The following is a 20477-nucleotide window of genomic DNA, read 5'->3' on the forward strand; positions in this document are numbered from 1 at the left end:
GCTCTAGGCCTGATTCGCGCAGCCATGAGACGAAGTGACCGATTCCCTTTTCCAGCGTTGTGGAGGGCTTCCAGCCTGTCAGGGCGTGAATCGCACTGATATTGGCCCATGTCCTTTCCACGTCAGCCCCCGGCCTTGGTTGCAGCGCAATCTGTGCCGTGCGGCCAAGATGCTGCTCCAGCAGGCTGACCAGATGCCGCACTGATTCTGGGCGGTCGTTCCCGACATTGAGTATCCGGGGCCGATCGGGCGCTGGCGGGTGGGCATACACGGCCAGCACCGCGCGCGTTACGTCATCAATATAGGTGAAGTCGCGCGCGAGGGCGTCGCCCTCGTAAAGCGTTACGGGCTGGCCAGCCATAATGGCGCGGGCAAAGCTGTAATAGGCCATATCCGGGCGGCCCCACGGCCCATAAACTGTAAAGAAGCGCAGCCCTGTCTGTGGCAGGCCATACAGGTGACTATAGGCAACCGAGGTCAGCTCAGCGCTTCGTTTTGTTACGGCATAGAAGGAGCCCGGCTGGTCCACCGGGTCGGTCTCGGAAAACGGCAGGCGGGTATTGCCCCCGTAAACCGAGGAGGACGAGGCATAGACCAGATGCTCCAGCCGCCGCAGCCTGCGCGCGAACTCCAGCACCGCCACATGCCCGCACACATTGGTGCCTGCGAACACGTACGGGTCTGTCAGGGAGTAACGCACCCCCGCCTGCGCTGCCATGTGGAAGATGCCGCGTATATCCGGCTCAGCCTGCCGCAGGGCTTCGAGCGCCTCGGGGTTGCTGACATCAAGCTGATGAAAGGAAAACCCGGCCTGCTGTTGCAGCCGGGCCAGCCGGGCCTGTTTGAGAGCCGGACTATAATAGCTGTTAAGGTTATCAACCCCGACAACACGCTCGCCCCGCGCCAGCAGCGCCTGAGCGACATGCGCCCCCACAAATCCGGCCACGCCGGTTACCAAGAGTACCACGTTAACTGCCCCAGATCATGCGCGCATGGCAGCAGCCGGGATCTGCCCGGCCGCAAATGGTTTGAACCGCCTTACGGTGCAGGATGCGCCGCCCCCGTGGCACTGCCCGTACCTTCGCCCGCAAGCGAGGCGGACACCACTTTGTCACCCACGGTAATACCCAGCTTGGCTGTCAGCCCGCCTGCCAGTTCCAGCGTGGCCAGCACAGGGCCGTGGCTGCTGATATAAGCCAGACTGTACGGAACGGCGTTTTCAACAATAGAAGCAATGCGCCCGTCAGCACCTATAAAGACGATATCCAGCGGCACGGCGGTATTCTGCATCCACATATCGCTCTGGCGCGGGTTTTTCCACGGGAACAGCATGCCCCCATCTTCCGGCACGGTGGTGCGGAACATTTCACCCACCTGCTGCTGACGCGGCGTGCGCGCCACTTCCACCGAAAACGCATGCGTGCCGGATGCCGAGACAATGCTCAGGCTTTCCTTGGCCAGCTCGGGCTGCGCCTGCGTGGGTTCGCCCGTTAGTGCGGCCTCTGCGGCATCCTGCGCGCGCACCGCGATCATGGGTACTGCCTGCGCCACACATGCGGCCACCAGAGCCGCCAACACTTTGTAATTCACGTTACCTTATTCTCCCCAGCCTCAGCCTTGCAGGAATGGATTGCCCGCCGCCTCTGTATCCAGCGTGGTCAGGCCACCATGGCCGGGCACAACCGTAATATCGTCATGATAAGCCGCACCACTGGCCTGTGCGGTCAGCGGCAGCAGCTTTTCCTTGATGCCGCGCACCAGCAGCGGGCCATCGCCATAGGCGAAATCCGTCCGCCCTACCGTGCCGCGAAACAGCACATCGCCCACAAAGGCAAAGCGTGCCGCCTTATCTACAAACACCACATGGCCGGGCGTATGCCCCGGAACATGCAACACATGCAGGCGGCACCCGGCATACTCCAGCACATCGCCATCCCGCGTGAAGCGATCGACCGTGGCGTTTTCCAGCCCTTCAAACCCGAAATGCCGGGCCTGATCGGCAATGGAGGCCAGCAGAAAGGCATCGCGCTCATCCGGCCCGATCACAACCGGCTGGGGGGCCGCCCGTTCGGCCAGCCCGCGCCGCAGGGCCTCGACACCCCCGGCGTGATCGAGATGGCCGTGGGTAATCAGAATGGCCTCAACCTCAAGGCTGTTCCGGTCGATAAAGGACAGGAGCGCATCGGCATCGCCCCCCGGGTCCACCACAAGGGCGCGCCGGGTTTCGGGGTTCCATAGAATAGAACAGTTCTGCCTGAAGGGCGTAACCGGTATGATGTTCAACTGCATGCCGGGATAGGCCACATGCATGGGCTTCGCTCTCCTTACCACCATCGGGGGCGCGTCGCGCTGTTTTGCCCCGTCTGTTCAGGCAATGGCACGAATACGGGCAAAAAAAAACTGCCGATGCAGCGGAAAGCCCCGCGCGACCGGCAGTTCTGAAAGGCGTGGGGCGTTTACCCCACCCCGAACCGGGGTTGCTTTAGCCCGGCAGCACCCAGCCCGTGGCCGGAATATCGAAATGCGCACGCAGCTCGTGCGAGGGAATGTTGATCAGATCCTTGGACAGCACCTTGATAACCCGCGCCGCAGCAGGTGCGCTCAGATGCTCGCGGATTTCGTGCAGCACAGGGGCTGGAGCCGCCAGCACAAACGCCGCCACATTGGCGCTGTCATGCGCGACCTGCGCATTCATACGCTCTGCCACGCTGCGGGCGAACGCATCCTTGCGCGTATCGGCGGGTGACGCACCCGCAGGCATCTGGCCCGGCGTGCCGGTATGGGCGTGGCTGTCAGACACCTCCACATCGTGCATGGAGCCCTGACTGTCGTGCAGGAAACGCACCTTGCCCCCATCGGCCACGACATACACAACCTGACCGTCTCTAGCTTCCGTCATGAACTTTCCAGTCCCTGTTCGTGTTAACCGCGACAGACGGCACCGGCTGGCCGCCCCGCGCAGGGGTGCCCCCCGCCCGGACGATACGCTGTTTTATGGGCAGTCTGTCCGCTGGATGATATAGGGTGGGCACATGACAGTTTCATCCCCCCACCCCCCGCAAGAGATGCAAAAACCCGCACAGCACACGCTGGGCCATGCCCTGCACTGGGTGCATGAAGGGCAGGCTGTCGCCATTGCCACCGTAACCGGCACATGGGGCAGCTCGCCCCGCCCGGCGGGGAGCTGCATGGTCATGGCGGCCAATGGGCGGGTGGAAGGCTCGGTCAGCGGCGGGTGCGTGGAATCCGATGTCATGCACACGGCCCAGCAGATCATGGCGGGTGCTGCCCCCGCCGTGCTGGATTACGGTGTCAGCAGCGCACGGGCATGGGAAGTCGGGCTGGCCTGCGGTGGACGGCTTGAGGTTATGGTGGAAGCCATACAAAGCCCCGCCTGCCCCACCGGCACATGGCCGCTGGAAACGCTGGAACAGGTCTGTGCGCTCATGGCCGCGCGGCGTCCGGCGGCACTCCTGCGCACGCTGGATGCCGCACACCACCGCGTGCTGGCCACCCTGCCTGATGGCGGGCTGGACAAAGCCCCGGATCATACACCCCACGACCCGGCTCTGACCGAAGCCACCGAGCGTGCGCTGGCGACCGGGCGCGGGCTGCTCGCACCCGACAGCACCGGGCAGGACTGGTTTGTGCAGCCCCTGTTACCGCCCCCCCGCCTGCTGATTGTAGGGGCCGTACATATCGCCCAGCATCTGGCGCGGCTGGCAGCCCTGACAGGGTTTGACCCTATCGTTGTAGACCCGCGCGAAGCACTGGCTACCACCGAACGCTTTCCCGGCCTGATACCAGGCCAGACTCTGGTAACCGAATGGCCCGATGAAGCCCTGCCCGCTCTGGGCATTGATTCCACCACGGCCCTTGTAACCCTCACCCACGATGCCAAGCTGGACGACCCCACGCTGGAAACCGCGCTGGGTAGCCCGGCTTTCTATATTGGTGCGCTCGGCTCTCGCAAAACACAGGCAAGCCGCTTGGAGCGCCTGCACCAGCTTGGGTACCCCCCCGAGGCTCTGGCGCGTATCCGTGGCCCGGTGGGGCTGGCCATCGGGGCGGTGGGGGCCGAGGAAATCGCCCTGTCCATTCTGGCCGATATTGTCGCTGTCAGGCGCAATGGCCCGCTGGCAACCCGGCGCGGTTGGGAGACCCCCTGATGCCCGACACCGCACCCCACCCCATTATACCGGGAACACTCGCCATTATTCTGGCCGCCGGGCGTTCAAGCCGTACCGCCCCCGCGCACAAGCTGCTGGCCTGCGATGCCTCGGGACAGCCCATGCTGCTCCGCACGATTAACGCCGTGCTGCACAGCGCGGTTGAGGAAGTGCTGGTGCTGCTCCCGCCCGAACGCCCCGACATAGCGGCCCTGCTGCACCCGCTCGTGGAAAGCCCGGCCAATGCGCCCGCTGCTTCAGGCCCCATAACCAGTGGCGGCAGACAACCGGCCCGGCGGCTACGCATGACCTGCGTACGCCAGCCCGAGCTGGGCCTGTCGCGCTCGCTCCATACCGGCGTGCGCGCCGCCATGCGCCGCCGCGCGGGTAGCCTGCTGGTGTGCCTGGGGGATATGCCGCTGGTTTCCCCCGCCCTGCTCAACGCATTGCTGGACACCCAGCGCACCACCAATGCCCCTGCCGTTGCCCCTGACCGCCACGGCCAGCCCGGCAACCCGGTGCTGTGGAGCGCACAATGCTATGACAGGCTGCTGGGCGTGCAGGGCGATCAGGGCGGACGCGCCATCCTGCGCGACCTTGGCTCCGCCGTGCGGCTGGTGCCTGCCCCTGCCGCCATGCTGGAGGATTTCGATACGCCCGAGCGGCTGGCGGATTTTGCCCATATGGACGCCGCCGCCACACCACCCCGGCCCTGAACCCCACCCAACACAGCGCACACGCCCGCTCAGAAACCACGACCACAAAGGGCCGCACCGTCTTTTTAACCCATAGCGGGATTCAGGCAGTTGACCGCGCGCCCCAGCAGGCCAAAAACTAGGGCAGGGCCAGTCCCATCCGGCGCAGGGCCGGGCGGCAGCCCCCAGACACCGGCCCGCCAGATACCAGCCGCCCCAACCGGGCGTTACGGGATGGCGGTTCTTTTTTGCAGGAAAGAGTTTCCCGACATGAGCAAGATTATCCGCACCAACCCGAACCCCATCCTGTCCGCCGCAGTGGAATATCATGGTTTTGTCTACACGCAGGGCGTGGTGGCCCGGAACCTTGATCTGGACATGGAAGGCCAGACCAAGGACGTGCTGGAACAGATTGACGCCCTGCTGGAACAGCACGGCACCGACAACACCCGCCTGCTGCAGGCCCAGATCTGGCTGAAAGACATCAACGACCGCGAAATCCTGAACAAGCTGTGGAGCGCATGGCTGCCCGAAGGCGGCGCCCCGGCGCGTGCGTGCGTACAGGGCATTCTGGCTGACCCGCGCATGCTGGTCGAAATCATGCTGGTTACCACCAAATAAGTCCTGCACGGCTGAAAACGGCCGGACAGCCCCGCACCCGCGCGGGTCTGTCCGCCGAACCGTCAGGGACTGGCCGCGTACAGGCCGGTTGGGGCAGGGCAATCCTGCCCCTTTTTTTGTCCGCCACACAGGCTGTGGCAAAACGGCACCAGAACCCTGATGCGTTGTATCAAGGCCACAGTTGCTCCGAATCCCCACCCCTTGGGCCACCGGATGATTTTTCATGATTCGTGAAGGGTTTGTTCTCCTAAAAGGGCAAAATAAAACAGATTTAGACAGATTTATGACAAGGTATAGGAATATTTTCCTATTTTTATCTTTTTACCGGTATCGAAATGCCAAAGTGCATTTTTTGTGTTTTTGCTACGCAATGAGAGCTTGCCTGATCTGCATCAGCCCTTATACGTGGAACTATCTTGTGATCAGACGCACTTATGTAGCGCACGGAAAAATCTAAGGTGGAACCCATGCGGAATGGACAGCCAAAGACTCTAAAACTGAAATTGGCTGTTTTGTCATTCTGTTCTGCTGTTCTGTCTGTTTCGGGCGTAGCAAAAGCCGCCACGCACAAAGCCCCCACACATCATGCCGCTGTCTCCGCCAGTCATGGCCACGCCAGTGCGCATCACGGTATCCGCCATGTGGCCAGCCGCCATCATGGTGGTGGGCATGTGATCCAGTGCGTAGCCTATGCCAAGTCCGCCTCTGAAGTCGTGCTCCGTGGCAATGCCCGTGACTGGTGGCACAATGCCTCGGGCGTGTATGACCGCGGTCAGGCTCCTGAAGCCGGAAGCGTTCTGAACTTCCGTGGCACACGCCGCATGCCGCTGGGCCATGTGGCCGTGGTGCGCAACGTGGTTGACAGCCGCACCATTGTTATCGACCAGTCTCACTGGGCGCAGGCCGGTGTCAGCCATAATGTGTCGGTTATCGACGTGTCCGCCAATAACGACTGGTCGGCTGTGCGCGTAGCGCTCAACCACAACGGTGGCACCTATGGGTCCATCTACCCGACCTACGGTTTCATCTATCCCCGCTCGCCGGGTGCGGCCCCCACCACGCAGATGGCGGCAAACAACCCGCAGAGCCAGCGTGATGCCGTCATGACCGCGTGGGCCAAGAAAGCCTCTGGTGCGACCACGCAGGTGGCACAGGCTCCCTGAGCCTTTAACGGCAGACCGGCCCCCCGGTTCATCCTTTCTGGATAAAAATATCAAAACCCGCCCCTTTGCATAAAAGGATGCGGGCTTTTTTGTATCCAACCCGTTGATACCGCGCCGACAACCCGCAACCGGGCCACTCAGCCAGCAGGCCCGACAGGGGGGGGGTAGACAGACAACAGGTGCAGGCTGCCAGTAAAAACAAGGCCCGCCGCCACCACCCGCAGGCGATGACGGCACCCTGAACTAAGCGTGGCGTATCAGCCCTGTTCGGCCCACACGCTCATATCCGGGCAGGAGCAGATCAGGTTACGATCACCATAGGCGTTGTCGATCCGGCCTACGGGCGGCCAGTATTTGGCATCCGCCCGCACACCGGGGGGGAAGCATGCCTGCTGGCGGGTATAGGGATGCGCCCAGTCCGCGACCGTCAGCGCCTCGCCCGTATGGGGGGCATGGCGCAGCACAGAGCTTTCCACCGCAACATCGCCGCGCTCAATCGCACGCACTTCCTCACGAATGGCCAGCATTGCATCGCAGAAACGATCAAGCTCGGCCAAGTTTTCGGATTCCGTCGGCTCCACCATCAGCGTACCAGCCACGGGGAAGCTGACAGTCGGGGCGTGGAAGCCAAAATCGACCAGACGCTTGGCCACGTCATCCACGCTCACGCCCGTTGCCTCCTTGATGGGCCGCAGGTCGAGAATACATTCATGCGCCACCCGCCCCTGTGCGCCGCGATACAGCACCGGATAGGCATCGCCCAGACGGGTTGCAATGTAGTTGGCGTTCAGAATCGCAACCTGTGTGGCGCGGGTCAGGCCCGCATCGCCCATCAGGCGGATATAGGCCCATGAAATCGGCAGGATGGAGGCCGAACCGAAAGGTGCAGCACTCACCACCATAGCCGCATCGGTTTCCTGCGGGTTGCCGGGCAGATAGGGGGCAAGATGGGCACGCACGCCAATCGGCCCCATACCCGGCCCGCCACCGCCATGCGGAATGCAGAAAGTCTTGTGCAGGTTGAAATGGCTGACATCGCCGCCGTAATCGCCCGGACGGGCCAGCCCGACCTGCGCATTCATGTTCGCGCCATCCACATAAACCTGCCCACCGGCCTCATGCACCAGATCGCACACAAGGCGCATGTTTTCTTCAAACACACCGTGGGTGGAGGGATAGGTAATCATGACAGCAGCCAGTTCGGCGGCATGGGCCTGCACTTTTTCGCGCATGTCGGCCAGATCAATATTGCCCTGCGCATCGCAGCGCACCACCACCACCTTCATGCCCGCCATCTGGGCGGATGCCGGGTTGGTACCATGGGCAGAGGCCGGAATCAGGCAGACCGTACGCCCTGCCTCGCCGCGTGCATGATGATAGGCGCGGATCGCCAGCAGCCCCGCATATTCCCCCTGTGCGCCCGAATTGGGCTGAAAGGACACCGCATCATACCCGCTGATACGGCACAGCCAGCTTTCCAGATCGGCCAGCAGAACCCGATAGCCCGCCGCCTGATCGGCCGGGGCATAAGGGTGCAGGCTGGAAAAACCGGGCCACGTAATGGGCAGCATTTCCACCGTGGCGTTCAGCTTCATGGTGCATGACCCGAGCGGGATCATGGTGCGATCAAGGGCCAGATCCTTGTCTGACAGGCGGCGCAGGTAGCGCAGCATGTCGGTCTCGGAACGCAGGGTATTGAAAATGCCCTGCTGCATGAAAGCCGACTGCCGCACCAGAACGTCCGGCAGGGCGCTGGCGGGTGCGGCAAGTGCGGCCGCCACGGCCTGCACGCGCGCCGCATCGGCACAGAAAACCGACCAGACAGCCCGCACGGTTTCGGGGGTTGAGGTCTCATCAAGGCTGATGCCCAGACGGCCCTGCCCCGCATCGCGCAGGTTCAGCCCCAGCGTGCGTGCGCGGGCCAGCAGGTCTGGCGCGCTGTCACCGGCCTCGATGCTCAGCGTATCAAAAAAGGCCTGATGCGCCACCGTTACACCCAGCGTGCGCAGGCCCGCTGCCAGTGTAACCGTCAGCCCATGCACGCGCCGTGCAATGGCGCGCAGGCCATCCGGCCCGTGATAGGTGGCGTAAAGCCCGGCAATAACCGCCAGCAGAACCTGCGCTGTGCAGATATTGGACGTGGCTTTTTCGCGCCGGATATGCTGCTCGCGCGTTTGCAGCGCCAGACGGTAGGCAGGCTGGCCCGCACTATCCACCGACACGCCCACCAGACGCCCCGGCATGCTGCGCTTATAGGCATCGCGCACCGCCATATAGGCGGCATGCGGGCCACCATACCCCATCGGCACACCAAAACGCTGGGTGGAACCAATGGCGATATCCGCCCCAAGCTCCCCCGGAGACGCCAGCAGCGTCAGGGCCAGCGGATCCGCCGCCATGACGGCAATGGCCCCGGCTTCATGCAGGGCGGCAATAGCCGTGCGCGGGTCAGCAACCTGACCGGACGAGCCGGGATACTGCAACAGGGCGCCAAACACCTCACCCGCACGCAGGTCGCGGGCGGGATTGCCAACAACAATGCCAAAGCCCATCGGCTCGGCGCGGGTTTTCAGCACCGCAATAGTCTGGGGGTGGCAATCTTCATCGACAAAAAACGTGGTCACGCGGCTTTTGGCCACCCGGTGCGCCAGCGCCATGGCTTCGGCGGCGGCCGTGGCCTCATCCAGCAGCGAGGCATTGGCAATATCAAGCCCGGTCAGCTCGGTTACCACGGTCTGGAAATTCAGCAGCGCTTCAAGACGGCCCTGACTGATTTCGGGCTGGTAGGGCGTATAGGCCGTGTACCATGCGGGATTTTCCAGCACATTGCGCTGGATGACCGCAGGCAGCACAGTACCGTAATAGCCCTGCCCGATCAGCGAGGTCATGACCGTATTGCGTGCGGCAATGGCACGCAGGCGTGCCAGCACTTCGGTTTCGCTCCAGCCGGGGCCAATGCCCATGCTCTCACCCAGACGGATGTCGCCCGGCAGGGTCTGTGCTGCGAGCGCTTCGAGCGAGTCTGCCCCCACACTGTGCAGCATGGTGTCCACATCATGCCGGGTAGGGCCGATATGGCGCGCATGAAACGCGCCATCGGCCTCGGTCAGTCCGGCAAAGGCGGCCAGCGCCTGATCCGGCCCGAACGGCCTGTTGTCCGATGTAAAATCACCTGAAAGCATGGGAGTATCCTGAACGGGCGGGAAAAGCGAAAGCGAAGGAGCAGGCCGGAAATTAACCGAGGAACGCCTCGTAGGCGGCGGCGTCCATCAGGCCAGAAAGCTGCTCGGGCGCACTCAGGCGGAAGCGGAAAATCCAGCCTTCGCCTTCAGGATCAGCGCTGATGCGTGAGGCATCGTCCGCCACCACCGGGTTGCCGTCCAGCACTTCGCCATCAACCGGGGCGTAAATATCGGATGCGGCTTTAACGGATTCGACCACAGCCGCCGTCTCGCCTGCTTTGACAACCGTGCCAGCCGGACGGGCTTCGGCAAAAACCAGTTCGCCCAGTTCGCTGGCAGCATGGCGGGTAATGCCCACAACGGCGGTATCGCCTTCGATACGCAGCCACTCATGTTCTTTGGTAAAATAAAGGCTCATCTGATTTCTCCTGATCGGCACCCGGCTGGGTGCCCTGAAAAACTGAAAAAACTGTTCTGGATGGCCTCAGCCAGCCACGCGCCGGAAACCGGCAGGCACGAAAGGCAGCGCGTGCACCGTGCAGGGCACCGCGCGGCCACGCAGTTCAGCCGCCACAGCCTGCCCCGGTTTCGCCAGAGCCGTGCTGACATAGCCCATGGCCACCGGTGCATCGACCGTGGGGCCAAACCCGCCTGAGGTCACGTTACCCACGGGGCTGGCCAGCGTTGTATCGGCAAACAGACCGGCCCCACCCCGCACGGGGGCGCGGCCTTCGGGCAGCAGGCCCACGCGGCGGCGTGTGGTGCCTTCGCTCAACTGGGCCAGAATAATATCGGCACCGGGGAAACCGCCCGCGCGTGCGCCACCGGTGCGGCGGCTTTTCTGAATCGACCATTCCAGAGCGGCTTCGACAGGGGTCGTGGTTTCATCAATATCCGCGCCATACAGGCATAGCCCGGCCTCCAGCCGCAGGCTGTCACGCGCGCCAAGCCCGATAGGGGCGACACCCGGCTGCGCCAGCAGGGTACGGGCCAGAGCCTCGGCCTGTGCGGCGGGGACGGAAATTTCAAAACCATCTTCGCCCGTATAGCCCGAGCGCGAGACTACGCAGGCGGCTCCGGCGATCTCAAGCGCACGCACATCCATAAACAGCATATCCGCGACAGCCGGGGCCAGAGCCGCGAGAACCTGCCCCGCAAGCGGCCCCTGAAGGGCCAGAAGGGCGCGGTCTTCCAGCACATCGAGCGTGCAGGTTTCGGCAAGATGGGCGCGCATATGGGCAATATCAGCGGCTTTGCACGCGGCGTTGATCACAACCAGCAGGTCGTTCTCCAGCCGGGTCACCATCAGGTCGTCCAGAATACCACCCTGATCGTTGGTAAACTGCGTATAACGCTGCCGCCCGGACGCCAGACCGGCAAGATCGGCCGGCACCAGCCGCTCAAGAGCGAGGGCCGCATCGCGCACATCGCCCGAGCGTGCGCGCAGGCGTACCTGCCCCATATGCGAGACATCGAACAGCCCCGCCTGCGTGCGGGTGTGACGATGCTCCGCCATGATGCCATCAGCATATTGCAGGGGCATGGCATAGCCCGCGAACGGCACCATACGGGCACCCAGAGCGGTATGCAGGGAAAAAAGCGGGGTATGAAGAAGTGATTCGGAACTCATGCACACTGCCCTTGCGCGTTACGAAAAAGGCCATGCCTTCCTGCGCGGGGTGCGAAGGGGCCTGGACCGAAAACCGTCCGTTGCCCCTTCTGTGCCTTGTGCCTGAGATCGCTATCCCGTCGGCGGACGCCTCGGGGGCGTCTCTCTCCAGAAGTTTTAGTGCGCAGGGTCCTTTTGCCTGAGAGTTTCCGGGGCGGTTGCTCCTTCGGCGCCAGCTCGAAGCTGGGCTCTCCCTCTGCGCGGCGTGATTGGTGACATCATTTTAACGACAAGTCAATCACGCCCCGCAAGGCCGGAAGACTCAGGCTTTTCCTGCGGGAAGGTGCTGCGCGATATAGGGTGGCAGGTTAAAGGAACCGACATGGATTTCGGGTGTCCAGTACTGGGTTTTACCCACCAGACCCGCCGCCTGAGCGCGTGCGCGCACGCTCTGCACATCCTGCCCCGCAAGGCTGGCCTTGGAAGCGATGCCCAGCGTCATGAACCCACCCACATAAGTCGGCACCGCTGCGACATAAGCTGACACATGCGGGAAGAATTTCGCACGGCGCAGGCTGGTTTCGTGCAGTTCATCCGCCTGCATGAAAGGCACGCCACACTGGTTAACGATCAGCCCCTGCGCGCTGAGTACGCGGGCACACTGCTCATAGAAAGAATCGGTAAACAGGACTTCACCCACGCCGATGGGGTCGGTGCTGTCCACGATAATGACATCAAACGACGCATCGGGCGCACGGGCCACGTAGTCGATTCCATCGCCCACGATCACTTCGGCACGCGGGTTTGTCCAGGCATCCTGTGCGATGGAGGGCAGATGCTCCTTGGACAGTTCGATAACCGCACCGTCAATTTCCACCATCACGGCTTTTTCCACGCCGGGGTGTTCAAGCACGCGGCGCAGCACGCCACCATCGCCCGCACCGATAATCAGCACACGGCGCGGATCAGGGTGGCTGAACAGCGGCACATGGGTCAGCATTTCCTGATAAACGAACTCATCGCGCTCGGTAATCTGCACCACGCCATCGAGCAGCAGTACGCGTCCGTGAGAATCGCTTTCAAAAACAACGATATCCTGAAACGGACTGCGCACGCGCGCCAGTTCACGCACGACGCGGAAGCGCTGGCCCCAGTTGTCGTACAGGGTTTCCTCAATCCATGTTTCGCTCATGTGCGCCTCATCCGGTTGCATGGCGGCCACCCCCGGCACCTGTGTGCGGCGGGTTTTAGTGGCCATCAGAAAAACAGACAGAAAATAAACAAAAAAAACCGGCAGGACATGCCCCCTCACCCCTTTGGGGGCGGGTAAGGCATACCCTGCCGGTGTCAGGCATACGCCAGACTTATTTTTTCACCACGCGGCCGCGGCGTTCTTCATTGACTTCCAGACGCTTGGCCTGGAACAGCCGCTGCATGACCGGCACCGCAAGATGCGGGTCGCATGCGCCACACATGAAAATGTCCACAGCGGCAAAGTTGCGCTCGGGCCATGTGTGAATGGAAATGTGGCTTTCCGCCAGCACGACAACACCCGACACGCCGCCATTAGGCGTGAAATGGTGGAAGTGGCTGTGCAGGATGGTAGCCCCTGCCGTTACCGCGGCTTCGCACAGGGTCTGGTCGATCTTTGCCGGATCATCCAGATTTGTGGCGCCCCACAGATCAACAAGCAGGTGTGTACCTGCAAACTTTTCGCCGTTCTTTTCGACGAAGTAATCTTTGCGGTCTTCATCCCCTGATGAATCGGCAGCGGAAAATGTCTGGTTATTGCTCGGGTGTTCCGAGACCATCCCCAGTTGAGCAAGTGCGTTCATTGACGTACCCCCAAACCAGTAGACAGCCTGTTGGGCAAAAATTGCCCCCTTGGGCCAAGAGCGCGCTAACTAGGCGGTTATACCCCGCTTTGCAAGCACTAAATCAGGTCTGTAACCGTTTTTTCAAAAACCGTCAGACAGTGTCGCACGCTTGCCAACCCATGCACGCAGGCGGTTAAGGGTATCGGTATCGCCTGCGGCGGCGGCATCGTGCGCAAGGCGGCGGGCCAAGGCCACCTGATCGGATGTGAACGCACCTTGCGCGGGCAGGGCCCGGCTGGCCAGACGCCCCAGCACCAGCACAGCCTGCGCCCATTGGTGCTGTCCCTCGTACACACGCCCACGCAGGCGCAGCCCGTCATCCGATTCGTCGTTGGCCAGCAGGCGCAGTGCCTGTGCCGCCTGCCCCGATGCCTGCGCCATCAGCGCGTTATCGTACCGCAGGCGCTCAGGCAGATCGGCTGCGAAATCTGCTGGCACACCCAAGGAAAAACCCGATAGCGCAGCCCGCGCCAAAGCCTGCGCCGCCGCGTGCTCCTGCCCGGCCTCCAATGCCGCGCGGGCCAGAAGCTCCGCCCGGTCGGCCCGCGTGGCAGGGGTCGTGGACAAAAACTCCGCCTGCGCCAGAACCGGCACGGCCTGCGCGGGCCTACCGGCGTGCATGAGCGCCGCACCATATCCGGCCAGCAGCTTGGCGGTGGAGGCATCATATCCCAGCCAATGCCGCAAGGCCGCAACGCGGGCCAGCGCCTCATCCGTCGGAACATACCCCTCCGGCATGGGCGGTGCTGCCTGCCCGGAGGAACCCTGCGGCACAACGCCAAAAACCAGCCCGTACAGCACATCACACCAGACCGCACCCAGCCTGTCATGCGGCGTAGCCTCACCTGCCCGCACCCCGGACAGTACCGAGGCCGCAGCCCCCGCCCGCCCTGCCTGCACCAGCGCTCGGGCATAGCCCAGCCGCGCCGCCATGCCTGCCGCCCCGGCCGGAATGCGCTCCGGGGCCAGCAGGCGCTCATACGCCCGAACCGCCTCGGCCGGGCTGATCCGCTCCTGAGCAAGCTGGAGGGCGAGCTGCTCCACCCCGGCCCACACAGCAGACTGGCCAGTACCGGCACGCAGCCTGTCCAACAGGGCAAAGGCGGCATCCGTCTGGCCCTGCCGGACATCCAGCAGGGCGCGCGGCAGAGCCAGAGCGCTGTTATCCGGCGGGGCATCACGCAAGGCGGCGCGTAAGGTATCGAGCACTTCGGGCGCACCATAACGCGCCACATAAGCCGCCACACGCGGAAGAAGCCGGTCACGCACAGGGGCCGGGTACTGGCTCAGCCGGGCGTAAGACCGCGCTAGCAGAGTGGCCGTCTGGCCGCTGTCTGCCCCTGTTATCATCTCATACACGGCGCGCCACAGGGCCATGTCCGGGCCAAAGCGCAGATCCGCATCCGCCAGCGCACCCGCTTCGGACGGCACACCCGCCAAAAGCGCGGCACAGGCCCGCAATACCGTGACCGAATCCCGAGTATCGCCCCCGGCATGGGGGGTGGGCAATGTGGGGGCGGAACGCCCTGCCCCGGGAACACTCACACCATCCGGCACACCCCCAAGCGCTGAGGAAGACGGCAGATCACGCAGCAAAAGCCAGCTCTGCCGCACATCACCTGCGGCAAAGGCCGCCCGTGCAGCCGCCACACGCACCGGCCACGCAACCTGCACCGCCTTCTGCCCGGCCTCAGCCGAGTGCGTGCCATGCCGCCCGCCCGCATGGCCATGTGCGGGCCTGCCGGTTTTTGTAGCGTGCTTGCGGCTGCGCGTGCTGGCCTTGCCGGGGTCCGCCGCCCAGCCACTGGCTTTGAGGGCCGCCTGAGCCGCCTGCCACCGCCGCGCCAACTGGGCGGCGGGTTCATCGCGTAGGCCCAGCCATGCCCAGTCACGCCCCTGCGCAGCACCGCCATGAAGGGTTCCGGCACGCACCCCCGCCGTACTACCGGGCACAAGCCCAACGGGAAGCGGCACAGGGGCCGTGGACTCCACCACAGGGCCATACTCTGTCGCCCGCAGGCTTACCCGCGACGAATCCGCCATAACCGCCAGCCCCTGCCATGAGGGCCGCACGCGGTACCCCACCGCCACAGCCCCCTGCGGAACAGGCCCGGTCAAACGGGCTGACAGAGCCACAAAAACCGTACCCCCCGTAGCCGGGTCGGGCAGGGGCAGCACCGGGCCACGCCCTACCCCTGTAAACAGCACCGCACCAGGGAGCCGCAGCAGCCGTGGCCCGGTGGCCCCATCCGCTACCACTGGCCCGGCAGAATCCGGCCCCGACACCGCCGGACAGCCCCCACCCAGACAAACCCGCCAGCCCGTGCTGTCATGCACAAACCCCAGCGGAGGCTGTGCGCCTGTTGTTGCCTGATCCGCGCCCGGTGGAAGCACAGATGCCGCAGGCCATTTCAGCCGAATAACCGTGACGCCTTCGAGCGCCACCACCTGCATGGCGGCCCATGCGCCCGTCGCACCAGACACCGGGAGCGCCAGCGGGCGATCCACCACCAGCACCAGATCAGACCCGGAGCGAAAGGCCGCAAGTGCTGTCTGCGCATCGCCGGGCAGGATCAGCGTCCGGCCCGTATCCTGCACAACAACTGCTGGATGAAGAACAGGCGGCGGCGCAACAGGCGTATCCGCCCCGGCCAACGGTGTGGACAGCAAAGGGGGTGCCAGCACCACAGACGGCACGGGCGGCCGGGCTGCTGCTTTGGCCGGTTCCTCCTGCTCCTCCGGCCTGACAGGGGGCACCGCACGCGCCTGCTCGGCCTGAGGCGCTGGGGCCACCGTCTCATCAGGCGGTGATGTGGGCTGTGCGGCTTCCTCAACCCGAGAAGGCTGCCCCTCTACAGCCCCTCCTTCTTCAACCGCAGGATAGGACGGCGCTGGGGCCGGGGCGGCATCATCCGGGGCGGACAGGGGATCGGATACTGCGGGAGACCGATACTGAAGCCGCTGCAAGCCCGGCGACTGGAACATCCGCCCCTCGGCCTCCGGGGCTTCGCCCTGTGGTATGCTACCCGCAGCCTCTGTGCCGGACGGAGAGGCCGTAGGGCTTGGGGCAGCGGTGGCGCCTGTGTTCTGGGCATCCTGCAGGGCATCTTCGGAAAAAACGATCCCTGCATCATCATCCGCTGTTTCGGCCCGACCGGGCGGTGCAAGGCAGGCCAGCCAAAGCGCTGGGGCAAGCAGGCCGAAGCGCCCCGCCCGGAGCCACAGCGTGCGGGGCCGCACACCATATCCCCCCCTGCGTGCCATCCGTTTGCTCTTGCCACCTGTTTTCACGCTTTTTCGCACTCCTTTGCCCGCGCAGCATGCCCCTGCCATCGGATTGCCAGAAACACCATCCATTATAAAAAAGGTGTCCAAACCCGGCGGAGCCCACTACACTCCACCAACAGAACACGCCTGACAGGCCGGACTGTATTTAGCATCCTGTCGGGTTACGTGAAGGGTGCCAGCCGCACGGCCTGCTATCACAGCGCTGGTTTTACAGGTCGGCCGCACCCTGCTCCACAGACCGGATCAGATGATCTGGTGCAGGATAACGGGCAACCACTGCAACAGAAGGGAGACATTGTGTCCAATACGGAAAAACCACAATCCCTGCCGATATTCGGTGTAATTTTCGACATGGATGGTCTGCTGCTCGACAGCGAGACCCTGGCCATGGATGCACTGGTGGCGGCAGGCCACGAACTGGGCTACGACATGCCCTCCACTTTCTGTCGGCGCATGATTGGCGTTCCGGCAGATGGGTGCGAAAAACTCGTGCGCGAAACCTATGGGCATGATTTCCCGCTGCGTCGTTTCTTCGACCTACAGGAAAAGCACCTGCGCGATTTTGTCGATAACGACAAGCTCGTGCTCAAAAGTGGTGTAACCCCGCTGATAGCCCTGCTGGACGAGCTGCGCCTGCCACGCGCCATCGCCACATCCTCCAGCCGTATGCGCGCGCACCACCACCTTAAACTTGTCGGCCTTGACAGGCATTTTCCCGTCATTGTCACGCGCGACGATGTGGATAACGGCAAACCCCATCCCGAACCCTACCTGAAAGCCGCACACCTGCTGGGGATTGAGCCGCGCTTCTGTCTGGCGCTGGAAGATTCGCATTCCGGCGCACGGGCAGCCGTGGCGGCAGGCATGCGCGTCATTATCGTGCCTGACCTGCTTGAACCCACTGAAGACGTAAAGGAAAACGCACTGGCCATTGTCAACGAACTGACAGCCGTGCAACCCTATATCCGTATGGCTGCGGGCATGCCCATCGCCTGAACCTCTTGACCGGCATGCCGCGTGCGGCATGCCACCCCCGCCCGTATGGAGCATGAAACAGGCATGATTTTCCTGCACTCCGGTTTCAGAACCGCCAGCACATGGGTGTGGTCGCGGTTTCGGGCCAATACGGGCACGCTCAGCTATTACGAGGTGTTCAACGAACGTCTGGCCAGCCTAACACTCCAGACAGCGCTGGCGCTGAACGGGCGCATCTGGCATTCCAAACACCCGCCTGTAAAAAACTATTTTGAGGAATTCATCCCCCTTATCCAGAACGGTCAGGGGATTTTTCTCTACCAGCAGAGCATGTCATCAGAGTGGTTCATTCCACAAGGCGGCATGGATGGCACCTTGCGCCAGGAAGAATTCCTGTACTGCCAGCTTCTTGTAAAATATGCTGAACAGACAGGAAAAATTCCTGTTCTGTCCGCCACGCGCAGTCTGGGGCGGATACCGGCACTCAGCCGCGCCATACCCGGCACGCATGTGCTGATCTACCGCAACCTGTTCAAACAGTGGTGCTCGTTTACCGAACAGGGTGAAATCGGTAATCCGTATTTTCTCAAAACCATTGTCCAGCAGCTACAGGCGCAAAGCGCTCCGCCGGAATTTGCGGCCATTCTTGCCGAGTTTACACCCGCCTCCGCCAGCCCGCGCGATGAAAACCTGTTTGTCTGCTTCGTGCTGCTGCATCTGTATCTTTACAGCCGCGCACGCCCGGCCTGTGATCTGGTCATGGACATTGCCGCCATGGCCACCGATCCCGCCTGCACCGCAGCACTGGAACAGCAGTTTCTTGCCCGGCATGGGTTGAGCGTGGATCTGTCAGGGGCGACAGACGGCATGATGTTCTGTCAGATCGACCCTGCCGCCCATGACCGGCTGCACCATATTATTGATGAACGCGGGCGCGCACTGCTCAAAAGCGCTGAAACTGAACAGGGCCGGGCATTCGGGCTTAAAGCGCTGGAAGCGTTCCTGACAACCTACACCGCCTACACACGCGAGACCCTCACCACCGCCTGAAGGCCGGGAACAAAAGCCCGTGCGCCTTAACTCTGGCGGGCCAGTTCAGCCAGAACCGCCGGGGCGGGCATGTTTTCAAACCTGTCCAGCAACGCGGCAATGGCCGCCACCTGCGTTTCATGCGCTGGCAGGGCAGGCCCGGCCATGTCCTCACGCGCCAAAATAGCCCCGACAAGACCCTGATGGTCGCCCCGCCAGGTCGCGCACAGGCGCACCAGTGTTTCGGAGCGGGGGTCTGCGGGGGCAAAGCGCAGGGCACCGCGCTCATGCAGGATAAACCAACGTATCCAGCACGCAACCAGCAGATGTGCGCCCGCAACCTCCGCCCCGGCCTCAAGGTTGGCCCGCATGGGCCGCAGCACCCGCGCCACCAGCTTGGCCGAACCATTCCGCCCCACACGCTCAACCTTATGGGCAATGGAAGGGTTGCGAAAACGCCGCATCAGCTCAACAGCGTATTCATCCAGCTCGGCCTCGTCCAGCGCGACATCGGCCACCTGCTCCAGACGCATGAAGCGCGCGGCCAGCGCCCCCACGGCGCTATCAGAGGCAGCGGCGGCAACCGTATCCAGCCCCGCCAGCGCACCGGCATAGGCCAGCAGCATATGCGTGCCGTTGAGCATCTGGAGCTTGGCGCGTTCAAACACCCCGACATCAGGCACAAAGCGGGTGCCGCTATGGGCCTCCCACCGAGGGCGATCCCCCTCAAAGCGACCAATAACCCACTGAAACCACGGCTCGGCCGAAACGGGTGCAACATCAGACAGCCCGCCCAGCAGCCTGCGGGCATCATCCCGGTCGGTAGCGTTGGGGGTTGGCACGATACGATCCACCATACTGTCGGGGAACTGCACATGCACGCCAATCCACTCGGCCAGAGCATCGTTCCCACGCAGCGAGGCAAAGTCCATGACCGCCTGCCGTAAAGTCTGCCCGTTTTCACTCAGGTTATCGCAGCACAGGATAACAGGCGGCACACCGCCGCGCTTGCGCACCAGTGCAAGACCACGGGCCAGAATACCCAGTGCCGTGCGCGGACGCGGTGCTGTCAGGTCAGCCCGAATGGCCTCGGCCCGTGCATCCAGCCGCCCTTGTGCAGTCAGGTAATACCCGCTGGCGGTTACGGTCAGGGTCACGATACGGGTCTGGGGGTCTGCAATCCGTTCGGCCAGCGCCGCATCCTTGGCGCGGGCAAAAACGGTATCGGTAATCGATGCCATAACGGTTGCAGCGGTCTTGCGCGGCCCGCGTGTGAGCAGGGCATAAAGATTATCCTGCTGGCCCAGCGCCTGCGCCAGATCGGGCTTGCGCATGGTGGCCGAAACAATGCCCCAGCCCAGCCCTTCGCGCCCCATGGCGCCAATGGCGGCCTGAGTTGCTGCGACCTGATGCGCACGGTGAAAATTGCCACAGCCCAGATGTACGATACCGGGCCTGAGCTGCGCAGGATCAAACTCCGGCAGCAAGACCGTATCCTGAACGCGAGAAAGTGTTTGGCGGCAAAGCTGCATGGCGGTCTGCCTCCTTTTTGTTATGGCGGACAAAAGCGCACACCCGGAAAAACCGGGCATAGCCAGTCCCGGACAACGACGGTGTAAAGAGGGCACAGGTAAGGGTTCATGGAACAAAGAAGTCCATGACAAATTCACGCCCTATCACCGTTAATTCATCAAAATCGTGAATGAATAGACCGGACAAGTCAAGGAAAAAATTCACCACACACAGGAAAGGACACCGCATATACCTACCGCGATAGTCCCATAATTATCATTCAGTGTGATTTTTTTATTTCATTTTTATTGAATGTCGGTGGTTATTAAATAAAAAAATAAAACCGATAAATATTAA

The 20477-nt window shown here is 62.9% G+C and carries 17 protein-coding genes and 1 riboswitch; of the genes, 6 read left to right on the forward strand and 11 right to left on the reverse strand.

Annotated elements, in window-relative coordinates; all coding sequences use genetic code 11:
- The 4 genes from J2D75_RS12100 to J2D75_RS12115 all read right to left on the reverse strand — a co-directional run.
- Positions 1-967 (reverse strand): NAD-dependent epimerase/dehydratase family protein (locus J2D75_RS12100; protein WP_207855079.1); only part of this gene is annotated, 967 nt, incomplete at its 3' end.
- A 71-nt stretch (positions 968-1038) separates the two neighbouring features.
- On the reverse strand, positions 1039-1533 hold the full coding sequence (locus tag J2D75_RS12105) for a DUF192 domain-containing protein (RefSeq protein ID WP_207855134.1): 495 nt from the start codon (positions 1531-1533) through the stop codon (positions 1039-1041).
- Positions 1534-1611: 78 nt separating this feature from the next.
- On the reverse strand, positions 1612-2310 hold the full coding sequence (locus J2D75_RS12110) for an MBL fold metallo-hydrolase (RefSeq protein WP_279381469.1): 699 nt from the start codon (positions 2308-2310) through the stop codon (positions 1612-1614).
- 172 nt (positions 2311-2482) lie between these two features.
- Positions 2483-2899, reverse strand: coding sequence for a baeRF12 domain-containing protein (locus tag J2D75_RS12115; protein WP_207855080.1), 417 nt, complete (start codon positions 2897-2899; stop codon positions 2483-2485).
- A 166-nt stretch (positions 2900-3065) separates the two neighbouring features.
- On the opposite strand from J2D75_RS12115, the gene J2D75_RS12120 reads away from it, so the two are divergent.
- The 4 genes from J2D75_RS12120 (at position 3066) to J2D75_RS12135 (ending at position 6648) form a co-directional block, all read left to right on the forward strand.
- Positions 3066-4169, forward strand: coding sequence for an XdhC family protein (locus tag J2D75_RS12120; RefSeq protein ID WP_207855136.1), 1104 nt, complete (start codon positions 3066-3068; stop codon positions 4167-4169).
- A complete protein-coding gene (locus J2D75_RS12125; RefSeq protein WP_207855081.1) occupies positions 4169-4885 on the forward strand; it encodes a nucleotidyltransferase family protein in 717 nt (238 codons plus the stop codon). The genes J2D75_RS12120 and J2D75_RS12125 overlap by 1 nt, the downstream gene beginning before the upstream one ends.
- A 249-nt stretch (positions 4886-5134) precedes the next feature.
- On the forward strand, positions 5135-5485 hold the full coding sequence (locus tag J2D75_RS12130) for a RidA family protein (RefSeq protein WP_207855082.1): 351 nt from the start codon (positions 5135-5137) through the stop codon (positions 5483-5485).
- Positions 5486-5952: 467 nt separating this feature from the next.
- Positions 5953-6648: a CHAP domain-containing protein gene (locus J2D75_RS12135; protein ID WP_207855083.1), complete on the forward strand. Its 696-nt coding sequence runs from the start codon at positions 5953-5955 to the stop codon at positions 6646-6648.
- Positions 6649-6905: 257 nt separating this feature from the next.
- Here the strand turns inward: J2D75_RS12135 and gcvP are convergent, their stop codons facing one another.
- From gcvP to J2D75_RS12165, 6 genes are all read right to left on the reverse strand, one after another.
- Complete coding sequence (gcvP, locus tag J2D75_RS12140) at positions 6906-9830, reverse strand: aminomethyl-transferring glycine dehydrogenase (protein WP_207855084.1); 2925 nt, start codon at positions 9828-9830, stop codon at positions 6906-6908.
- A gap of 52 nt (positions 9831-9882) precedes the next feature.
- The gene (gene gcvH, locus J2D75_RS12145) at positions 9883-10248 is read right to left on the reverse strand and encodes a glycine cleavage system protein GcvH (RefSeq protein ID WP_207855085.1); all 366 of its coding nucleotides are present in this window, start codon (positions 10246-10248) and stop codon (positions 9883-9885) included.
- A 66-nt stretch (positions 10249-10314) separates the two neighbouring features.
- The gene (gcvT, locus tag J2D75_RS12150; protein WP_207855086.1) at positions 10315-11460 is read right to left on the reverse strand and encodes a glycine cleavage system aminomethyltransferase GcvT; all 1146 of its coding nucleotides are present in this window, start codon (positions 11458-11460) and stop codon (positions 10315-10317) included.
- Between the two features lie 156 nt (positions 11461-11616).
- A riboswitch (glycine riboswitch) is annotated at positions 11617-11706 on the reverse strand.
- Positions 11707-11761: 55 nt separating this feature from the next.
- On the reverse strand, positions 11762-12631 hold the full coding sequence (speE, locus tag J2D75_RS12155) for a polyamine aminopropyltransferase (protein WP_207855137.1): 870 nt from the start codon (positions 12629-12631) through the stop codon (positions 11762-11764).
- Positions 12632-12803: 172 nt separating this feature from the next.
- Positions 12804-13274 (reverse strand): adenosylmethionine decarboxylase, encoded by a 471-nt coding sequence (gene speD / locus J2D75_RS12160; RefSeq protein WP_207855087.1) that lies wholly within the window; start codon positions 13272-13274, stop codon positions 12804-12806.
- Positions 13275-13397: 123 nt separating this feature from the next.
- Positions 13398-16580, reverse strand: a complete 3183-nt coding sequence (locus J2D75_RS12165; RefSeq protein ID WP_207855088.1) for a hypothetical protein — start codon at positions 16578-16580, stop codon at positions 13398-13400.
- Between the two features lie 321 nt (positions 16581-16901).
- Between J2D75_RS12165 and J2D75_RS12170 the strand changes: the two genes are divergently transcribed.
- Together J2D75_RS12170 and J2D75_RS12175 are read left to right on the forward strand one after the other, a co-directional pair.
- The gene (locus tag J2D75_RS12170; RefSeq protein WP_265783039.1) at positions 16902-17600 is read left to right on the forward strand and encodes an HAD family hydrolase; all 699 of its coding nucleotides are present in this window, start codon (positions 16902-16904) and stop codon (positions 17598-17600) included.
- Positions 17601-17621: 21 nt separating this feature from the next.
- On the forward strand, positions 17622-18629 hold the full coding sequence (locus J2D75_RS12175; protein ID WP_207855089.1) for a hypothetical protein: 1008 nt from the start codon (positions 17622-17624) through the stop codon (positions 18627-18629).
- Between the two features lie 26 nt (positions 18630-18655).
- Here the strand turns inward: J2D75_RS12175 and J2D75_RS12180 are convergent, their stop codons facing one another.
- Complete coding sequence (locus tag J2D75_RS12180) at positions 18656-20140, reverse strand: mannitol dehydrogenase family protein (protein ID WP_207855090.1); 1485 nt, start codon at positions 20138-20140, stop codon at positions 18656-18658.
- Positions 20141-20477 lie beyond the last annotated feature (337 nt).

Origin of the sequence: Acetobacter suratthaniensis (assembly GCF_017377745.1) — a bacterium.
GTDB classification, from domain to species: domain Bacteria; phylum Pseudomonadota; class Alphaproteobacteria; order Acetobacterales; family Acetobacteraceae; genus Acetobacter; species Acetobacter suratthaniensis.

Bases quoted from the DNA above. Each gene is read 5' to 3' on its own strand.
- J2D75_RS12105 (WP_207855134.1), bottom strand. From the start codon at position 1,533: ATGATCGCGGTGCGCGCGCAGGATGCCGCAGAGGCCGCACTAACGGGC.
- J2D75_RS12110 (WP_279381469.1), bottom strand. From the start codon at position 2,310: ATGCATGTGGCCTATCCCGGCATGCAGTTGAACATCATACCGGTTACG.
- J2D75_RS12115 (WP_207855080.1), bottom strand. From the start codon at position 2,899: ATGACGGAAGCTAGAGACGGTCAGGTTGTGTATGTCGTGGCCGATGGG.
- J2D75_RS12120 (WP_207855136.1), top strand. From the start codon at position 3,066: ATGCAAAAACCCGCACAGCACACGCTGGGCCATGCCCTGCACTGGGTG.
- J2D75_RS12125 (WP_207855081.1), top strand. From the start codon at position 4,169: ATGCCCGACACCGCACCCCACCCCATTATACCGGGAACACTCGCCATT.
- J2D75_RS12130 (WP_207855082.1), top strand. From the start codon at position 5,135: ATGAGCAAGATTATCCGCACCAACCCGAACCCCATCCTGTCCGCCGCA.
- J2D75_RS12135 (WP_207855083.1), top strand. From the start codon at position 5,953: ATGCGGAATGGACAGCCAAAGACTCTAAAACTGAAATTGGCTGTTTTG.
- gcvP (WP_207855084.1), bottom strand. From the start codon at position 9,830: ATGCTTTCAGGTGATTTTACATCGGACAACAGGCCGTTCGGGCCGGAT.
- gcvH (WP_207855085.1), bottom strand. From the start codon at position 10,248: ATGAGCCTTTATTTTACCAAAGAACATGAGTGGCTGCGTATCGAAGGC.
- gcvT (WP_207855086.1), bottom strand. From the start codon at position 11,460: ATGAGTTCCGAATCACTTCTTCATACCCCGCTTTTTTCCCTGCATACC.
- speE (WP_207855137.1), bottom strand. From the start codon at position 12,631: ATGAGCGAAACATGGATTGAGGAAACCCTGTACGACAACTGGGGCCAG.
- speD (WP_207855087.1), bottom strand. From the start codon at position 13,274: ATGAACGCACTTGCTCAACTGGGGATGGTCTCGGAACACCCGAGCAAT.
- J2D75_RS12165 (WP_207855088.1), bottom strand. From the start codon at position 16,580: ATGGCACGCAGGGGGGGATATGGTGTGCGGCCCCGCACGCTGTGGCTC.
- J2D75_RS12180 (WP_207855090.1), bottom strand. From the start codon at position 20,140: ATGCAGCTTTGCCGCCAAACACTTTCTCGCGTTCAGGATACGGTCTTG.